Raw genomic sequence first — 17,065 nt, 5'->3', positions numbered from 1 at the left:
TCCGCCGATCACGACTTATTGACATGCCGCCAACAGCGCGCGAGGGTGGTGCACATGCCGACCCCCCCGCCCGACGGCTCCTCCTCACAGTGGCGCGAGCCGGAGCACGACGACCTGGCCGAGCTGGCCCGCACCTTCTTCACCAAGGAGGTGTTGCCGCACGCCGACCGCCTTCAGGAGCAGGGTCACCCGGACCGCGAGCACTACCGGCGCGCCGGTGAGCTGGGGCTGCTCGGCCTGTCGGTCCCGGAGGAGTACGGCGGCGGGGGCGGCGGATTCACCCACGAGGCGGTGCTGCTGCACGAGCAGGCGTACGCCGGGGAGGGCAGCCTCGGCCTGGCCGTCCACAGTGGCATCGTCACGGGCTACCTGGTGGCGTACGGCAGCGAGGAGCAGAAGCGGCGCTGGCTGCCCGGTCTGTGCAGCGGTGAGCTGGTTGGCGCGATCGCGATGACCGAGCCGGACGGTGGCTCCGATCTTCAGGCGATGCGCACCCGGGCGGTCCGCGACGGCGACGACTACCTGGTGACCGGCGCGAAGACGTTCATCACCAACGGCGGCCTGGCCGACCTGATCATCGTGGCCGTAAAGACGGACCCCGAGCAGCGGGCCGCCGGCGTCTCACTGCTGATCTGCGAGGTGGGCGGCGACCCGGAGGGCTTCCGCCGGGGCCGGCTGCTGTCCAAGATCGGGCTGCACGCCAACGACACCGCTGAGTTGTTCTTCGACGAGTTCCGGGTGCCGGCGGCGAACCTGCTCGGCGGCGCCGAAGGGCTGGGCTTCATCCAGCTCATGCAGCAACTCCCGCAGGAACGGCTGGTCATCGGCGTCGGCGCGGTCGCGGCCATGGAACGGGCCGTCGCGCTGACCGTCGCGTACGCCAAGGAGCGCACCGCCTTCGGCAAGACCCTGATGGGCCACCAGAACACCCGGATGGTGCTCGCCGAGTGCGCGACCCGCGCCCGGGTCAGCCGGGTCTTCCTGGACGACTGCATCGTCCGACATACGCGTGGCGACCTGGACGTCTCCACCGCGGCGATGGCGAAGTCGTGGCTCACCGATGGGCAGTGCGAGGTCATCGACCGGTGCCTGCAACTGTTCGGCGGCTACGGCTACACGACGGAGTATCCGATCGCCCGGATGTACGCCGATGCCCGCGTCCAGAAGATCTACGGCGGCACCAACGAGATCATGAAGGAGTTGATCGCCCGTGCCCTCTGAGGCGTACGTCTATGACGCGGTCCGCACCCCGCGCGGACGCGGCCGGGACACCGGCGCGCTGCACGGGGTCAAGCCCATCTCCCTGGTGGTCGGCCTTATCGACGCGTTGCGGGAGCGCAACCCCGGCCTGGACGTCGGTCGGCTGGAGGATCTGCTGCTCGGCATCGTGACCCCGGTCGGCGAGCAGGGCGGCGACCTGGCCCGGGCGGCCGCGCTGTTGGCCGGGCTGCCCGACCAGGTGGGCGGGGTGCAGCTCAACCGGTTCTGCGCCTCCGGGTTGGAGGCGGTCAACTCCGCCGCCGCGCGGATCCGCTCCGGCTGGGAGCATCTGCTGCTCGCCGGCGGGGTCGAGTCGATGTCCCGGGTCGCGATGGGCTCCGACGGCGCGGCCTGGGCCACCGACCCGCAGACCGCACTGGCCACGTCGTTCGTGCCGCAGGGCGTCAGCGCCGACCTGATAGCCACACTGGAGGGCTTCACCCGCGACGACGTGGACGGCTACGCGCTGCGGTCGCAGGAGCGGGCCGCCAAGGCGTGGGCCGGCGGGTACTTCGCCCGCTCCGTGGTGCCGGTCCGCGACAGCAACGGGTTGGACATCCTCACCGTCGACGAGCACCCGCGCCCGGAGACCACCCGGGAGGCGCTGGCGAAGCTCACCCCGTCCTTCGCCACGATGGGCGAGGCGGCCGGCTTCGACGCTGTCGCGTTGCAGAAGTTCCACTGGCTGGAGGCCATTGAGCACGTCCACCACGCGGGCAACTCGTCCGGCATCGTGGACGGCGCGGCGCTGACGCTGATCGGTTCGGAGCAGGTTGGCCGGGATCTCGGCCTCATCCCGCGCGCCCGGATCGTCGGCGCGGCGGTCACCGGCGCGGACCCGACGCTGATGTTGACCGGCCCGATCCCGGCCACCCACAAGGCGCTCGCCGTCGCCGGACTGACCCTCGACGACATCGACCTGTTCGAGATCAACGAGGCGTTCGCCGCGGTGGTGCTCAAGTACGTCCGCGACCTGGGCCTCGACCCGGACCGGGTGAACGTCAACGGCGGCGCGATCGCGCTCGGCCATCCGCTCGGCGCGACCGGAGCGATGCTGCTCGGTACGGCGTTGGACGAGTTGGAGCGCCGCGACCTGCGCCGCGCCGTGGTGACCCTCTGCATCGGCGGCGGCATGGGCGTCGCCACCGTTCTCGAGCGCTGCTGACCCGGAGGACGACCATGACCAACACCATCCGGTACGACCGCGGCGCCGACGGCATCGTCACACTCACAGTGGACGACCCCACCCAGTCCGCCAACACCATGAACCGGGCGTACGCCGCCTCGATGAGCGCCGTGCTGGACCGGCTGGAGGCCGAGAGCGATCTCGTCGGCGTCATCGTGACCAGCGCGAAGTCGACCTTCTTCGCCGGCGGCGACCTGCCCGAGATGATCCGGGCCACCCGCGCCGACGCGCCCGACCTGGCCGACCTGCTCGGCACCATCAAGCGGGACCTGCGCCGCCTGGAGACGCTGGGCCGACCGGTGGTCGCCGCGGTCAACGGCTCCGCGCTCGGCGGTGGCCTGGAGATCGCACTCGCCTGCCACCACCGGATCGCACTGGACGCGCCCGGCAGCCGGCTCGGGCTGCCCGAGGTGACCCTGGGCCTGCTGCCCGGGGCGGGCGGCGTCACCCGGACCGTACGGATGCTCGGCCTGGCCGGCGCGCTGACCACGGTGCTGCTCACCGGCCGGCGGATGCGCCCGACCGAGGCGCTGTCCGTCGGGCTGGTCGACGAGGTGGTCGCCACGCCCGCCGAGCTGCTGGAGCGGGCGCGGGCCTGGATCGCGGCGAACCCGCGCCCGGCACAACCGTGGGACCGGCCGGACTATCGGATGCCCGGCGGCACCCCCGCCAGCCGCTCACTGGCCGCACAGCTGCCCGCCTTCCCAGCGACGCTGCGCAAGCAGCTCAAGGGTGCCCGGCTGCCCGCGCCCGAGGCGATCCTGGCCGCCGCCGTCGAGGGCGCACAGGTCGACCTGGAGACCGCCCTGACCGTGGAGACCCGGCACCTGATCGGGCTGCTCACCGGGCAGGTCGCCAAGAACATGATCGGGGCGTTCTTCTTCGACCTGAAGGCCGTCAACGGTGGCGCGGCCCGACCGGCCGATGTGGACGTCGATCCGGTACGCCGGGTGGCGGTGCTCGGGGCCGGCATGATGGGCGCGGGCATCGCGTACGCCTGCGCCGAAGCCGGGCTGGACGTCGTGGTCAAGGACGTCACGCCGGAGGCCGCCGGCCGGGCGCGGGAGCACGCAGAGCGGTTGCTGGCCCGCGCGGTACGCAAGGGTCGCACTACCGAGGCGGACGCCCGCGCCGTACTGGACCGGATCATCACCACCGACCAGGTGGACGCGCTGGCCGGCTGCGCCGCGGTCATCGAGGCCGTCTTCGAGGACCCGGCGCTGAAACAGCAGGTCTTCGCCGAGGTGCTGCCCGTACTGGCGCCCGACGCGCTGCTCGCCTCCAACACCTCCACCCTGCCGATCACCGGGCTGGCCACCGGCGTGGACCGGCCGGCGAACTTCATCGGCATGCACTTCTTCTCTCCGGTGGACCGGATGCCGTTGCTGGAGATCGTGGTGGGCGAGCGGACCGGGGACGTGGCGCTGGCCCGGGCGTTCGACCTGGGCCGGCGGATCGGCAAGACCCCGATCGTGGTCAACGACGGCCGGGGTTTCTTCACGAGCCGGGTGATCGGCAGGTTCATCGACGAGGCGGTCGGCATGGTCGCCGAGGGTGTCCCCGCCGCATCGGTGGAGCAGGCCGCCCTTCAGGCCGGCTACCCGACCGGGCCGCTGGCGCTGGCCGACGAGGTCAGTCTCACGTTGATCCAGCGGATTCGCCGCCAGTTCGAGGCGGCCAGCGAGGAGTTCCGCCCGCTGCCGGCGCACCGCCTGGTGGACGAGCTGGTCGACGCGTACGACCGGCCGGGGCGCGCCGCCGGACGCGGCTTCTACTCCTACGACGACGGCACCCGGGGCCGGCTGTGGTCCGGCCTCGCCGATCTGACCACCGACGCGGGTCGGGCGGTGCCGTTCACCGACCTCCAGGAGCGGATGCTCTTCGCGGAGGCGCTGGACGCGCTGCGCTGCCTCGACGAGGGGGTGCTGCGCACCGAGGCCGACGCCAACATCGGCTCGATCTTCGGCATCGGCTTCCCGGCGTGGACGGGCGGGGTGATCCGCTACGTCCGGCAGTACACGGGCGGCCCGGCCGGCTTCGCGGCCCGTGCCACCGAGTTGGCCGGCCGCTACGGCGACCGGTTCACACCCCCCGCCGACCTGGCCGACCGGCTCGCCGCCTCGGCCGACCGCCCCGCCGAGCCGGCTGGCGTCGCGTGACGGCGGCGCGCGGCGGGCCGCTGGCCGGGGTACGGGTCGTCGAACTGGCCAGCCTTGCGCCGGCGCCGTTCGGCTGCATGGTGCTCGCCGACCTCGGCGCGGACGTGGTGCGGGTGGACCGGCCGGGCGCACCGGGAGCGGGCCGGCTCGCCGCACCGACCAGCGGACCGTTGCAACGCGGCCGGCGGGTCACCGCACTGGACCTGAAGTCCCCGGCCGGGGTGGCGGACCTGCTGCGCCTCGCCGAGCGGACGGACGTGCTGGTCGAGGCGTACCGGCCGGGGGTGGCCGAGCGGCTCGGCTTCGGGCCGGAGGTGTGCCAGGCCCGCAACCCCCGACTGGTGTACGCGCGGATGACCGGTTGGGGTCAGGACGGCCCGCTGGCAGCCCGAGCCGGGCACGACATCGACTACATCGCGGTGGCCGGGGCGTTGGAACCGCTGGGACGGGCCGGCGAGCGGCCGTACGCGCCGATGAACCTGCTCGGCGACTTCGGCGGCGGGGGGATGCTGCTCGCCGTCGGGGTGCTGGCCGCGCTGCTGGAGCGGGAGCGCTCCGGCTTCGGCCAGGTGGTCGACGCGGCGATGGTGGACGGCTCGGCGCTGCTCACCTCGTTCCTGCACGGACTGCTCGGCACCGGCCTGTGGGCCGCCCCGCGTGGGCGCAACATGTTCGACGGCGGGGCGCCGTTCTACGACACGTACGCCACCGCCGACGGTGGATTCATGGCGGTCGGCGCGATGGAACCGGCCTTCTACGCCGTACTGCTCACCGGCCTGGGCCTCGCCGACGACCCGGACCTGCCCGCCCAGTACGACCCGAGCGGCTGGGACGAGCTGCGCCGCCGGTTCACCGAGCGGTTCGCCGAGCGCACCCGGGACGAGTGGACGGCGGTCTTCGCCGACCTGGACGCCTGCGTCGCGCCGGTGCTCGCCCCCGGCGAGGCGCACGCGCACCCGCACAACGCGGCCCGGGGCACGTTCGTCGAGGTGGGCGGCGAGATCCAGCCGGCCCCCGCACCCCGCTTCGACCGCACCCCGACCGACCAGCCAACCCCGGCACCGGACCCGGAGCAGGACGTCCTCCCGGTAGAGGAGATCCTCACCGGCTGGCCACAAGAGACCTGATCGACGGGCCCCCGCACTGCGTCACAGAATCGGTAGACGCAGTGCGGGGGGTTCCGTGCCCAGAGCAGCCGGCTCTGAGTCGACGATCAGCCGATGGTCAACACCTGGTCACAGCGGCGTCGATGACCACGTCACCGCACCGTCGCCGCCTCCACGATCGTGACGGTGGCCTGGCCGGTGTTGTCGGAGAGGTCGTCCTCCGGCGAGTTGGTCGTCGCTCGGGCGGTCACGGTCGCCACCTCACCCGGCACCGCGTCGGCGACCTTGGCCGTCAGCCAGAGCCCGGAGGGTGTGTACCCGTTGACCAGGCCGTAGGCCGTGCAGTCCCAGGTCGGCTGGCCGGAGGCGGGGTCGTCGCCGAACTCGCAGTACCAGGGGCTGCTGTACGGCTCCTCGACCCGACTGAAGCCGGTGGGCAGCGGAACGATGACGTGCACCTCGTCCGCCGTCATGTTCCCGGTGTTGTGCACCTGCACGTAGATGTTCACCGTGTCGCCGACGATCGCCTGAGCTGGGTCGGCCTGAACCGTGGTGACCTCCAGGTCGGTCACCCCTCGGATGTAGGTGATCGTGGCCTCGTCCACGTTGTTGGCCGTGGAGAACTCGGTGCTGGTCGTCTGCGCCGTGGCAGTCACCGCCGAAATGGTGCCGACCGGTGCGGGCGGGAAGGCGAAATCGAACCGCAGTCGCGGCGCGCTCGCCCCCGCGGCCAGCGCTCCGTACGTGCACCTGGCGGCTGCGCCGAAGTCACAGGCCCAGCCCTCGGGGGCGGCGTTGCCGTCCGTGAAGAAGGCACCTGCCGGCAGCCCGTACGTCAGAGTGACGTCCGACGCGGACTTCCTGCCTGCGTTGCGGGCCTCCACCTCGACGGTGACTCCACCGCCGACATCCACGACCTGGTCACGGGGTGCGATGGCGGTGGCGGTGACCACCAGATCCGCGGCGGGCGGCGCGGCGGCGGCAGGAGACGCGGGCAGTACAGCGGCCACCAGCGACACCAACACGCCGGTGCTGAGTGCCGCGGCCAGCCGGCGACGATGTGCGGGATTGGGTATGCGATGCATGGATCCTCGCCTGTCAGGGGAGTCGGCCGGAGCGAGTCCGACCGGGACGGGCTTCCGTACCTGTCCCAAGATCAGGCGTCGAAGGCGCCCGTCCCGTCACAGTGGTCGGTGCGTCCCGCCTCGACCCGATCCGGCGGTGGTACCAGGTGGCGAAGAGGGCTACGGCCAGCAGCAGTTCGGCCAGGTCGCCGCCGTAGTACATGAGTTGGGCGGCCGAGCGGAACGCTTCCGGTTCCCGGTCGGTGAGGCCGGGCGGGAGGGTTTCGGCCTGGGCGTACAGGTACTTGGCCAGCACGGCGTGGCCGGCCGACGCGGCCAGTAGCGCGCCGACCCGTACCGCCAGTCCGGGGCGATGCGGCGCCGGGTCCGGCCCGGCCAACGACCAGGCGAAGAGGTACCCGGCGGCCAGGTAGTGCAGGTGCACGGCGTGGTGCAGGACGGGGTGACGTTCGGCCACCGCGTACAGCGGGGTGAGCAGCACCAGCGCCAACCCGCCGGTGGTCAGCAGCGCGGCGGTGAACGGGTGGGCGAGCAGGTGCAGCGGGCGGGCGCGCAGCGGCCGTCCCACCAGCCGGCGCATCGGCGGAGGCGCGATCCGCAGCAGCAGCGTCACCGGGGCGGCGAGCACCAGCCCCAGCGGGGCCAGCATGCCGAGCAGCAGGTGCTGCGCCATGTGCCCGCTCGGGTTGTCGGGGAGTTGGGCCAGCGGCCCGACGGCGACCGCCAGCAGGGCGCAGCCGACCAGCCAGGCAGCGGTACGTCGGTGGTCCCAACCCCGCGGGTCTCGGACGGCGGCCAGCACGTAGCAGACCGCCAACAACGCGACCGGGAACAGCGGGAACCAACTCGGCCCGGCCGCACCGTGCCCAGCGTGCGCCAGCGGCCCGGCCACCGTCATCGGGGGCGGGAGTCGGGCCGCCGGGACCGGGCCCACCACACCACCCCGGCACCGGCCAGCAGCAGCACCGCGCCGGACGCGATCCACAGCACGTCGTACGGCAGCAGGTGTACGCCGTAGCGGATCTGGTGCAGCCGGAGCACCTTGTGGTCGACCACCCCGTCGAAGACCTGGAACCCTCCGGCACCGAGCAGGAAGCCACCCCACGCCAGCCGGTTCGACAGGGCACGTCGTCGACGCAGGTCGGCGAACCAGAAGAACCCGCCGACCAGGATGATCAGTTCGGCGGCGTGCAGCAGCCCGTCGGAGAGCAGCGCCACCGATGGGGTGGACCGGTCGTAGAAGTGGTGCCATGCCAGCAACTGGTGGAAGACGATCTCGTCCACCGCAGCCATGATCGCGATGCCGATCAGGACGCCGACGAGGGTGGAGGAGCGTACGTCGGCGGAACGGGGCCTCGGCAGGCTCGAATCGACCACCACACACCTCGCAGTCAGCTGGATCGGGTCGGAAATACCCCGAACCGCATGAAACATGCCGGGCCAGAGCTGTGGGAAGGGCCAATGGGCCGGTGGCACATCCCCGTTTCGTGACTCCCGGGCGACGGGCGGCATGATCATGGAGCCTGGAGGGGCAGCGACAGCCAGATCCCGAGAAGGAGGTGCCCGTGCCGGACGCTGACGAACTCGTCGCCAACGCGCTCGCGGCGGTGCGCGGCACTGACGTACGGCAGGCCGAACGGCAGCTGGACCAACTGATGGTCGGCACCGGCGCCGCGGACGGCACCACGGCGGTGGACGCCGCTCTGCTGCGTCGCCTGGTCCGCGGCCTGGGTCGGCTGTGGCCCCGCGGCTGGCAGCCGGTCGACGTGGACCGGATCACCAGTCGACGGCTCGACGCCCGCGCTGCCCGGCTGGTCCGTGCCGCGATGGCCGCCCAGCGGCGCGATCAGGCCGAGCCGGTCCCGGCCTGGTGGGACGACCAGCTGAGCGAACTGGGGGCCACCGAGGGCGGTGGCAGCGTGTTGGCCGGCTGGGCCAGCCGGGAGGGTCTGGACCGGGCCGACGCGCTCCGCGCGGCCGTGGACACTCTCGCGCTGGTGGAGAGCCTGCCGCCCATCGCGGTGCTGCGCCCACCGCCGGGCACCAGCGGCGCGGCACTGCCCCGCTCGGGCGGCTCGGCTCGCAGCGGGTCGCCGATGCTGGATCGGGTACGGGCGCTGCTGGCGAAGGCCGAGTCGACCACCTTCCCTGCGGAGGCGGAGGCGCTGACCGGGAAGGCCCAGGAGCTGATCGCCCGGCACAGCATCGACGAGGCGCTGCTGGCGGCCGGGTCGGAGCGCGGGGACCTGCCCGGCGGCGTCCGCCTGAGCACCGACACCCCGTACGCGGGCGCGAAGGCGCTGCTGGTGCAGGAGGTGGCGGCGGCGAACCGGTGCGAGGCGGTCTGGTCCGACGATCTCGGCTTCGCCACAGTGCTGGGTTGGCCGGCCGATCTGGTGGCGGTGGAGTTGCTCTACACGTCGCTGCTGGTTCAGGCCACGGCGGCGATGCTGCGTGGGCGTGCCGAGCGCCGGCAGGGGTCGGGGCGACGGACGAAGGTCTGGGACGAGTCTTTCCTCAACGCGTTCGCGCTGCGGATCGGCGAGCGGCTGCGGACGGCCACCGAGGCGGCGACCGACGCGGCGGACCAGGCGGCGGCCGAGACGGCCGGGGCGGAACGGCTGTTGCCGGTGCTCGCGGCGCGGGGTGAGGCGGTCCGGGAACGGTTGGACACGCTCTTCCCCGGCGTCACCCGGCACCGGCTCAGCGTGCGCGACGCCGAGGGCTGGTCGTCCGGCACCTCGGCCGCCGACCGGGCGTCGCTGGACGTCGGCGGCGCCCGGAAGCCCCGACAGGTGCCCGGCCGACCCGATCCGCGCTGAACCATCCGGCGTGGGAACGCCCCCGGCGGATGTTTCTGCGATTTTCTTCGGTACGCGGTAGGGATCGGGGGAACGGCTCCGACCCTCCGGTGAGTCGCGCCCCGATCGGGGTGCGACCAGAGCCTGAGGAGCATTGCCGTGAAGTACATGCTGCTGATCTGGAACCGGCCCGGCTTCACCGAGGAGCTGAGCGAGCAGGATCGCACCGCCCTCTTCGGTGAGGTCGACGAAATCATGAAGGAGCTGACCGAGACCGGCGAGCTGATCGGCGGCCAGGCGTTGGCCAATCCGTCGCGGACGTTGACGGTCCGGCTCGTGGACGGCAGCCCCGAGGTCCTCGACGGCCCGTTCATGGAGAGCAAGGAGCAGTTCGCCGGTTACCTGGCCGTTGACTGCGACAGCCCGCAGCGGGCTGCCGAGATCGCCGCCCGCTGGCCGGACGTCCGGTACGGCGGCGCGATGGAGGTCCGCCCGATCATGGACGAGGCCGGGACGGAGATGTGACCGAGGACCGGACGGTCGAGGATCTGCTGCGCACGTTCGCGCCGCAGGTCCTCGGCCTGCTGGTCCGTCGGCACGGACAGTTCGACAGGTGCGAGGACGCGGTCCAGGAGGCGCTGCTCGCCGCCGCGACGCAGTGGCCCGGGCAGGGCGTACCGGACAATCCGCGCGCCTGGTTGCTCACCGTGGCCACCCGCCGCCTCACCGACGAGTGGCGCAGCGAGAGTGCGCGCCGGGACCGCGAGGTGGCGGTGGCGCGACGCGAGCCGGCGTACGCCGGGGTGGCGCCTGCGGCGGACGCGGAGCCCGCCGTTCCGGCCGACGACGACACCCTCACGCTGCTGTTCCTCTGCTGCCACCCGGCGCTGCCCGGATCGGCGCAGGTGGCGCTCACCCTGCGGGCGGTCGGCGGTCTCAGCACCGCCCAGATCGCCAGGGCGCACCTGGTGCCCGAGGCGACGATGAGTCAACGGATCCGGCGGGCCAAGCAGCGGATCGAGGCTGCCGGGGCACGGTTCACCATGCCCGGGCCGGCCGAGCGGGGCGAGCGGCTTACAACGGTGCTGCGGGTGCTCTACCTGATCTTCAACGAGGGCTACACGGCGTCCAGTGGCCCGGATCTGCGCCGGGCCGAACTGACCGGCGAGGCGATCCGGCTGGCCCGCGTCCTGCGCGGGCTGCTGCCGGACGACGGCGAGGTGACCGGGCTGCTGGCGCTCATGCTGCTGACCGACGCGCACCGGGCGGCGAGGGTGGGACCGGACGGGGAGTTGGTGCCGCTGGCCGAGCAGGACCGTTCCCGATGGGACGCCGCCGCCATCGCCGAGGGCGTCGCCCTGATCACCGAGGCGCTGACCTGGTCGCCGCCCGGCCCGTACCAGCTCCAGGCGGCGATCGCCGCTGTGCACGCCGAGGCGTCGACGGCGGCGGAGACGGACTGGCGGCAGATCGTCGCGCTCTACCGACTGCTGGCCCGGATCGCGCCGAATCCGATGGTCACCCTCAACCAGGCGGTGGCGGTGGCCATGGTCGACGGGCCCCGGGCCGGGCTCGCCCTGCTCACGCCGTTGGACGTCGACGAACGCACGGCCGGACACCACCGGCTGGCCGCCGTCCGGGCGCACCTGTTGGAGCTGGCCGGGGAGGTCGGTGCGGCGCGGGAGGCGTACCTGATGGCGGCGCGGGGCACCACGAGCCGGCCCGAGCAGCGCTACCTGGAGGTGCGGGCGGCCCGGCTGACCGGGCAGGGGTGAGGACCATCTTCTTGCCGTTTTGGCAACAATCTTTGCGCATCGCCCGTTCGCCGGTCACAGTCGTGGCCGACGCGCGAAGGAGCAGGCACAGATGACCGAGCAGCACGAGTTCGACAAGGACTACTGGGAGCGGCACTGGCACCAGACGCACCACGACCGTCCCGGCGCCATGAGCACGAGTCCCGCGCACCCGTACCTGGCCCGGGAGATCGGCGCTCTGGTGCCGGGCTCGGCGCTGGACGCCGGGTGCGGCGCGGGCGCCGAGGCCATCTCGCTCGCCGCCCACGGCTGGCAGGTCACCGCCGTCGACATCGCACCCGTTGCCCTCGCTCGGGCCGCCGAACGCGCGACGGAGAGCGGCGTCTCCGAACGCGTGCGGTGGGTGGAGGCGGACCTGACGGCCTGGGCCCCGGAGACGCCGTTCGACCTGGTCACGACGCACTACGCGCACCCCGCGATGCCGCAGTTGGCCTTCTACGACCGCATCGCCGGTTGGGTGGCCCCCGGCGGCACCCTCCTGATCGTCGGGCATCTGCACACCTCGGAGGCAGGTGAGCAGGGGCACGGGCACGGGCACGGGCACGGGCACGGGCACGGAGACGGGCCTGGGCACCACCCGCCCGACGAGGCATCGGTGACCCTCGCGGACATCACCGCCGGCCTGGACAGCAGCACCTGGGAGATCGTCACTGCCGAGGAGCACCGCCGCACGGTGCCCGGCCGGGAGGTCCCGCTGTACGACGTGGTCGTACGCGCCACCCGACGCCACTGAGCACACCGCTGCCGACCGCCGGGCGAACCGACGGCCGGCAGTGGCGGTCACACCTCAGGTTCGACGGCCGGGCAGCTGGCGCCCCGGGCGGGCACCACCTGATCGATCAGGTACGAGTCGACGGCTCGTTGCACACACGGGCTCGTGGTGTAGCTGCCGTGCCCCCAGCCCTGGTAGGTGAGCAGCGCGCCGTGCCGACCCAACTGCCGCGCCACGGTGCGCGCCCAGCCGTAGCCGCTGGCCGGGTCGTGCACTGTGGCGGCGAGCAGCAGCGGCACGTCGGTGTGGACCCGTAGCCGATGCTGCGGATTGGCCACCGGCGTCGGGGTGCCCAGACAGGTGACCAGCGCGAACAGCGCCGGCGGGTAGCGCAGGTCCGGCGCGAGCCGGGCCGCCCGGCGCAGATGTCCGACGTACTCGCTGTAGTCGCGGACCGGCAGGCTCCAGTCCTGACAGAAAACCGCGAAGGGGTACGGAGCCACGGCCTGGTCCGCCAACGGACGGACGCTCGGCGTGGTGGCGGTGCCCTCCAGTCGGACGATCCACTGGGCGAGCTCCGGCCACCGCCAGGTGTCGTAGAGCTTCTTGTGGGCGAGGCGGCTCAACTCGAACGGGGCGAGCGCCGCTCCGGCCCGGTCCGGGTCGGTCAGCGAGCCACGCTCGGCCCGGGCTTGCAGCCCGGCCCAGCTGGCCCGGACGTCGCGACCATGCAAAACGCAGTCGGCCGAGCGGGCGCACCAGGCCAGGAACTCGTCGAACGCACCCTCCGCGGTGACGGCCTGACTGTCGAGGAAGGCGCGGGTGTCAACGCTGTGGTCCATCGCTGCCTCCAGCACCATGGCCCGGACCCGGTCGGGGTACAGCTCGGCGTACCGCTGCCCGAGCAGGGTGCCGTACGAGCTGCCGTGGAAGGTCAACTGCCGTTCGCCGAGCGCGGCGCGGACCGCGTCCAGGTCGCGGGCGGCGCTGGTGGTGTCCACGTGGTCGTAGAGCGACCCGGTGCGGGCGCGGCAGTCGGCGCGCAGCAGCGCGTTGTTGGCCAGGACGGCGTCGAACTGCGCCTGATCGGCGATCAGCTGTGGTTGCCGGGCGAGCAGGTCCCGGGCACAGACCACCGGGTGGCTGCCGCCGGTGCCGCGTGGGTCGAAGCTGACGATGTCGAACCGGGCACGCAGGTCGGCGCTGAACCGGGAGCTGCCGTTCACCACCCGGTCGACACCGCTGTCGCCCGGCCCGCCGGGGCCGAAGATCAGCGCGCCTTCCCGGGTGGCTGGCTTGGCGACCCGGCGGGCCAGCGACAGGTCGAAGCGCTCACCCTGGGGTCGGTTCCAGTCCACCGGCAGCGACAGGGTGCCGCACTCGGCGCTGGTGTCCGCGGCGCAGGGCCGCCAGTCGATCGTCGGGGCGGGCTGTGGTCGGGCGGCGGCCGGGCTCGCTGGGGCCAGGCCGGCGGCCGTGAGAGCCAGGGCGACCGCCCAGCCGACTGCGGATTTGCGTACGCGCAGCATGAGGTGCTGTCCTCTCCTCGAGGGAGCGTTGCCGGTGAAACTCGCCCACTGGGCGAGGTGATGCTGCTTCCACCCGGGCCGTCGAGTAGCCGCTCGACGGCCCGGGGCCGCTCTCGTCCGCCGGGTCAGTCGACCTCGCGCAGGACGCGTTCGAGCGTGGTCATCCGGGTCTCCATCCCGCCCAGCCGACCGTCCATCGCCGCGAGCAGTCGGGCGTTCTCCGCCTGGGCCTGAGCTGCCGTCTCGGCGAGCTGGCGGTAGTTGTCCGCCCGGTCCGCCTCGTACCGGGCCCGCCGGGTCTTGGCGAGCTGCACGACTGTCACCGTGACCACGCTGATCAGGAAGGCGAAGATGCCGATCGCGCCGACCACCTCGGTCCAGTCGTGCTCGCTCATCGCTGTGCTCCCGGCTGCTCGCCCGAGTCGGGCACTGTCAGCGTCTCGACCGCGGTCGCGATGACCGCGGGGCTGAGTGTGAGCACGAACGGCTCCACCTCGTAGTAGTTCATGGCCTTCCCGTCCTCCGACAACTCCAGGCGGGCGGTGACCAGCCCGGCCGCCGCCAGCTTCCGTAGGTGGACCTGCAACAGCGCTCGGCTGATGCCCAGTTGCCGGGCCAGCCCGCTGACGTACGCACGCTCGCGGGCCAACGCGGCGACGACCCGCAGCCGGTGCGGATTGGCCAGGGTGGCCAGCACCCGGACCAGGTCGTCGCCGGTCGGCGGTGGAGCGCTGCTCATAACCAGCCCTTGCACATGCCAAGGAAAGTTAGCAGGTGCCGGCGTGCTGCGGTGCGGAACGAAAACGGAATCAGGGGGATCTCAGGGTCGGCAAAAGAGGCGGACACACAGCACGCCGGGCCGGTGATGATCACCGGCCCGGCGTGCGGGTTACGTCGTACGTCAGCTCTTGAAAGCGTCCTTGATCTTCTCGCCCGCCTGCTTGAGCTTGGCGGTGGACTGGTCAGCGCGACCCTCCGCCTCCAGCTGCTCGTTGTCGGTGGCCCGACCGGCGCCTTCCTTCAGCTTGCCGGTCGCGTCCTCGGTGGCGTTGTTGATCTTGTCGTCGATACCCATTGCCAACCTCCATTGCAAGCATTGCAAGCGTCGCTACAACCACAGAGGTACCCCCGTCGTCACCGGCCCAACCATTACCGTCGTCACAGATCGGCAGCGGCCGGACGGAACCGACGCAGCCGCAGACTGTTGGCCACCACGAAGACCGAGGACAGCGCCATCGTGGCGCCGGCGATCATCGGGTTGAGCAGCCCGGCGGCGGCCAACGGCAGGGCCGCCACGTTGTAGCCGAACGCCCAGAACAGGTTGCCCCGGATGATGCCGAGCGTGCGTCGGGACAACCGGATGGCGTCCACCGCCGCGTCCAGGTCGCCCCGGACGAGGGTGAGGTCGGCCGCCTCGATCGCCACGTCGGTGCCGGTGCCCATGGCCAGCCCCAGGTCGGCCTGGGCCAGCGCCGGGGCGTCGTTGACCCCGTCACCGACCATGGCCACCGACCGCCCCTCGGCCTGGAGCCGCTTGATCACGTCGACCTTCCCGGCCGGCAGCACCTCGGCGATCACCTCGTCGACGCCCACCTCGGCGGCGACCGCGCGAGCCACTGTGGTGTTGTCCCCGGTCAGCAGGACCGGAGTCAGCCCCAGCCCACGCAGCCGCGCCACCGCCGCCCGGCTGGTCGGCCGGACCACGTCGGCGACAGTGAGCACGCCCCGGGCCCGTCCGTCCCAGCCGGCGACGATCGCCGTACGGCCGGCGGCCTCCGCGTCGCGCACGGCCCACTCGACCTCCGGCGGTACGTCGATCTCGCGCTCGCGCAGCAGCCGGACCCGGCCGACCAGCACGGCCCGTCCGTCGACAGTGCCGGTCACCCCCAGCCCTTCGAGGTTGCCGAAGGCGGTCACCGGGGGCAGCGCGCCCTCATCGGTGGCAGCGGCCGCGACCGCGCGGGCGATCGGGTGCTCGGAGGCGGCCTCCACCGCCCCGGCGAGCCGGAGCAGCTCGGCCCGGTCCACACCGCTCGCCGGCACCACGTCCACCAGTGTCATCCGGCCGGTCGTCACGGTGCCGGTCTTGTCGAGCACCACGGTGTCCACCCGGCGGGTCGACTCCAGCACCTCCGGGCCCTTGATCAGCACGCCGAGCTGGGCGCCCCGACCGGTGCCGACCAGCAGCGCGGTCGGGGTGGCCAGGCCGAGCGCGCACGGACAGGCGATGATCAGCACGGCCACGGCGGCGGTGAACGCGGCGGTCGGGCCGGCCCCGGTGCCGAGCCACCAGCCGAGCGTGCCGACGGCGAGGGTGATGACGATCGGCACGAAGACCCCGGAGATCCGGTCCGCCAGCCGCTGCACGGCCGCCTTGCCGCTCTGCGCCTGCTCCACCAGGTCGGCCATCCGGGAGAGCTGGGTGTCCGCGCCGACCCGGGTGGCGGTGACGATCAACCGCCCACCCGCGTTGATCGTGGCGCCGACCACGCCGTCACCCGGGGCGACCTCGACCGGCACCGACTCACCGGTGAGCATGCTGGCGTCGACAGCGGAGGTACCCTCGTCGACCACCCCGTCGGTGGCGATCTTCTCCCCGGGGCGGACCACGAACCGGTCACCGACGGCGAGCCGGTCCACGGGGATCAGGGTCTCCACGCCGTCACGCAGCACCGTCACGTCCTTGGCGCCGAGGTCGAGCAGGGCGCGCAGGGCGGCGCCGGCCGTCCGCTTGGACCGGGCCTCGAAGTAGCGACCAGCCAGGATGAACACGGTGACCCCGGCGGCCGCCTCCAGGTAGATGTTGCCGGCGCCGTCGGTCCGGGTGATGTCGAAGCGGAACGGGTGCGTCATCCCGGGCATCCCCGCGTCACCGAGGAAGAGCGCCCAGAGCGACCAGCCGAACGCGGCCAGGGTGCCGAGCGACACCAGGGTGTCCATGGTCGCCGCGCCGTGCCGCAGGTTGGTCCAGGCGGCCCGGTGGAACGGCAGCCCACCCCAGACCACCACCGGGGCGGCCAGGGTCAGCGACAACCACTGCCAGTAGTCGAACTGCCAGGCCGGGACCATCGCCAGCAGGACCACCGGCACGCTCAGGACCACCGACGCCCAGAGCCGGGTACGCGGTCCCCGCAACGGGTCCACCGGGGGTTCCGCGCTGGGCGGGGCCGGCAGCGCCGCCGTGTAACCGGTCTTCTGCACGGTCCCGATCAGGTCGTCCGGCGTCACGCCGTCGGCGTACCGGACGGTCGCCTTCTCGGTGGCGTAGTTGACGGTGGCGCTCACCCCGTCCATCCGGTTGAGCTTCTTCTCGATCCGGGCGGCGCACGCGGCGCAGGTCATCCCGCCGATCGCCAGTTCGATCCGGTTCGGCGCCTCAGGTAGCGGTCTGCTGGTGGTGGTCATCGTCTGGT

The 17,065-nt window shown here is 72.6% G+C and carries 16 protein-coding genes; 8 read left to right on the top strand and 8 right to left on the bottom strand.

Annotation, left to right across the window (positions count from 1 at the left end):
* Positions 1–54 precede the first annotated feature (54 nt).
* Genes MED15_RS11410 through MED15_RS11395 form a run of 4 tightly spaced genes read left to right on the top strand, consistent with a single transcriptional unit; the run spans position 55 to position 5,732 of the window.
* A complete protein-coding gene (locus MED15_RS11410) occupies positions 55–1,221 on the top strand; it encodes an acyl-CoA dehydrogenase family protein (protein ID WP_112581770.1) in 1,167 nt (388 codons plus the stop codon).
* Positions 1,211–2,425, top strand: coding sequence for an acetyl-CoA C-acetyltransferase (locus MED15_RS11405; protein WP_112735558.1), 1,215 nt, complete (start codon positions 1,211–1,213; stop codon positions 2,423–2,425). The genes MED15_RS11410 and MED15_RS11405 overlap by 11 nt, the downstream gene beginning before the upstream one ends.
* 14 nt (positions 2,426–2,439) lie before the next feature.
* On the top strand, positions 2,440–4,605 hold the full coding sequence (locus MED15_RS11400; RefSeq protein ID WP_112735556.1) for a 3-hydroxyacyl-CoA dehydrogenase NAD-binding domain-containing protein: 2,166 nt from the start codon (positions 2,440–2,442) through the stop codon (positions 4,603–4,605).
* Positions 4,602–5,732: a CaiB/BaiF CoA transferase family protein gene (locus MED15_RS11395; RefSeq protein WP_112581773.1), complete on the top strand. Its 1,131-nt coding sequence runs from the start codon at positions 4,602–4,604 to the stop codon at positions 5,730–5,732. Before MED15_RS11400 ends, MED15_RS11395 begins: the two co-directional genes overlap by 4 nt.
* 131 nt (positions 5,733–5,863) lie before the next feature.
* On the opposite strand, the gene MED15_RS11390 is transcribed toward MED15_RS11395, so the two are convergent.
* From MED15_RS11390 to MED15_RS11380, 3 genes are read right to left on the bottom strand one after another with little or no spacing between them, the layout of a single operon-like run.
* On the bottom strand, positions 5,864–6,796 hold the full coding sequence (locus MED15_RS11390) for a DUF11 domain-containing protein (protein ID WP_112581774.1): 933 nt from the start codon (positions 6,794–6,796) through the stop codon (positions 5,864–5,866).
* Between the two features lie 13 nt (positions 6,797–6,809).
* A complete protein-coding gene (locus MED15_RS11385; RefSeq protein ID WP_112735554.1) occupies positions 6,810–7,730 on the bottom strand; it encodes a cytochrome c oxidase assembly protein in 921 nt (306 codons plus the stop codon).
* Positions 7,691–8,173, bottom strand: coding sequence for a DUF2243 domain-containing protein (locus MED15_RS11380; protein WP_208646612.1), 483 nt, complete (start codon positions 8,171–8,173; stop codon positions 7,691–7,693). The genes MED15_RS11385 and MED15_RS11380 overlap by 40 nt, the downstream gene beginning before the upstream one ends.
* A 188-nt stretch (positions 8,174–8,361) precedes the next feature.
* Between MED15_RS11380 and MED15_RS11375 the strand changes: the two genes are divergently transcribed.
* The 4 genes from MED15_RS11375 (at position 8,362) to MED15_RS11360 (ending at position 12,144) form a co-directional block, all read left to right on the top strand.
* Complete coding sequence (locus tag MED15_RS11375) at positions 8,362–9,618, top strand: DUF2786 domain-containing protein (RefSeq protein ID WP_112581776.1); 1,257 nt, start codon at positions 8,362–8,364, stop codon at positions 9,616–9,618.
* Positions 9,619–9,765: 147 nt separating this feature from the next.
* Entirely contained in the window at positions 9,766–10,122 is a 357-nt protein-coding gene (locus MED15_RS11370; RefSeq protein ID WP_244220445.1) for a YciI family protein, read from the top strand.
* The gene (locus tag MED15_RS11365) at positions 10,119–11,372 is read left to right on the top strand and encodes an RNA polymerase sigma factor (protein ID WP_112581778.1); all 1,254 of its coding nucleotides are present in this window, start codon (positions 10,119–10,121) and stop codon (positions 11,370–11,372) included. Before MED15_RS11370 ends, MED15_RS11365 begins: the two co-directional genes overlap by 4 nt.
* Before the next feature lie 91 nt (positions 11,373–11,463).
* Complete coding sequence (locus MED15_RS11360; RefSeq protein ID WP_112735553.1) at positions 11,464–12,144, top strand: class I SAM-dependent methyltransferase; 681 nt, start codon at positions 11,464–11,466, stop codon at positions 12,142–12,144.
* Between the two features lie 47 nt (positions 12,145–12,191).
* Here MED15_RS11360 and MED15_RS11355 read toward each other — a convergent pair whose 3' ends face one another.
* From MED15_RS11355 to MED15_RS11335, 5 genes are all read right to left on the bottom strand, one after another.
* Positions 12,192–13,652 carry an alpha/beta hydrolase gene (locus MED15_RS11355; protein ID WP_112603595.1) on the bottom strand — a complete coding sequence of 487 codons (1,461 nt, stop codon included), beginning with the start codon at positions 13,650–13,652 and terminating at the stop codon, positions 12,192–12,194.
* A 125-nt stretch (positions 13,653–13,777) separates the two neighbouring features.
* Entirely contained in the window at positions 13,778–14,047 is a 270-nt protein-coding gene (locus tag MED15_RS11350; protein ID WP_112603593.1) for a hypothetical protein, read from the bottom strand.
* Positions 14,044–14,391 carry an ArsR/SmtB family transcription factor gene (locus MED15_RS11345; protein WP_112603591.1) on the bottom strand — a complete coding sequence of 116 codons (348 nt, stop codon included), beginning with the start codon at positions 14,389–14,391 and terminating at the stop codon, positions 14,044–14,046. The genes MED15_RS11350 and MED15_RS11345 overlap by 4 nt, the downstream gene beginning before the upstream one ends.
* A gap of 162 nt (positions 14,392–14,553) precedes the next feature.
* Complete coding sequence (locus MED15_RS11340) at positions 14,554–14,727, bottom strand: CsbD family protein (RefSeq protein ID WP_036390803.1); 174 nt, start codon at positions 14,725–14,727, stop codon at positions 14,554–14,556.
* Between the two features lie 83 nt (positions 14,728–14,810).
* Positions 14,811–17,057 carry a heavy metal translocating P-type ATPase gene (locus MED15_RS11335; protein ID WP_112735551.1) on the bottom strand — a complete coding sequence of 749 codons (2,247 nt, stop codon included), beginning with the start codon at positions 17,055–17,057 and terminating at the stop codon, positions 14,811–14,813.
* Between the last annotated feature and the right edge of the window lie 8 nt (positions 17,058–17,065).

It is taken from the genome of Micromonospora noduli, from assembly GCF_003264475.1.
GTDB lineage: Bacteria > Actinomycetota > Actinomycetes > Mycobacteriales > Micromonosporaceae > Micromonospora > Micromonospora noduli.
The sequence above is the reverse complement of the archived record's forward strand: the minus strand, read 5'-3'. Positions and strand labels throughout refer to the sequence as shown.

Bases quoted from the DNA above. Each gene is read 5' to 3' on its own strand.
- MED15_RS11410 (WP_112581770.1), top strand. From the start codon at position 55: ATGCCGACCCCCCCGCCCGACGGCTCCTCCTCACAGTGGCGCGAGCCG.
- MED15_RS11400 (WP_112735556.1), top strand. From the start codon at position 2,440: ATGACCAACACCATCCGGTACGACCGCGGCGCCGACGGCATCGTCACA.
- MED15_RS11390 (WP_112581774.1), bottom strand. From the start codon at position 6,796: ATGCATCGCATACCCAATCCCGCACATCGTCGCCGGCTGGCCGCGGCA.
- MED15_RS11370 (WP_244220445.1), top strand. From the start codon at position 9,766: ATGCTGCTGATCTGGAACCGGCCCGGCTTCACCGAGGAGCTGAGCGAG.
- MED15_RS11360 (WP_112735553.1), top strand. From the start codon at position 11,464: ATGACCGAGCAGCACGAGTTCGACAAGGACTACTGGGAGCGGCACTGG.
- MED15_RS11355 (WP_112603595.1), bottom strand. From the start codon at position 13,652: ATGCTGCGCGTACGCAAATCCGCAGTCGGCTGGGCGGTCGCCCTGGCT.
- MED15_RS11350 (WP_112603593.1), bottom strand. From the start codon at position 14,047: ATGAGCGAGCACGACTGGACCGAGGTGGTCGGCGCGATCGGCATCTTC.
- MED15_RS11345 (WP_112603591.1), bottom strand. From the start codon at position 14,391: ATGAGCAGCGCTCCACCGCCGACCGGCGACGACCTGGTCCGGGTGCTG.
- MED15_RS11340 (WP_036390803.1), bottom strand. From the start codon at position 14,727: ATGGGTATCGACGACAAGATCAACAACGCCACCGAGGACGCGACCGGC.
- MED15_RS11335 (WP_112735551.1), bottom strand. From the start codon at position 17,057: ATGACCACCACCAGCAGACCGCTACCTGAGGCGCCGAACCGGATCGAA.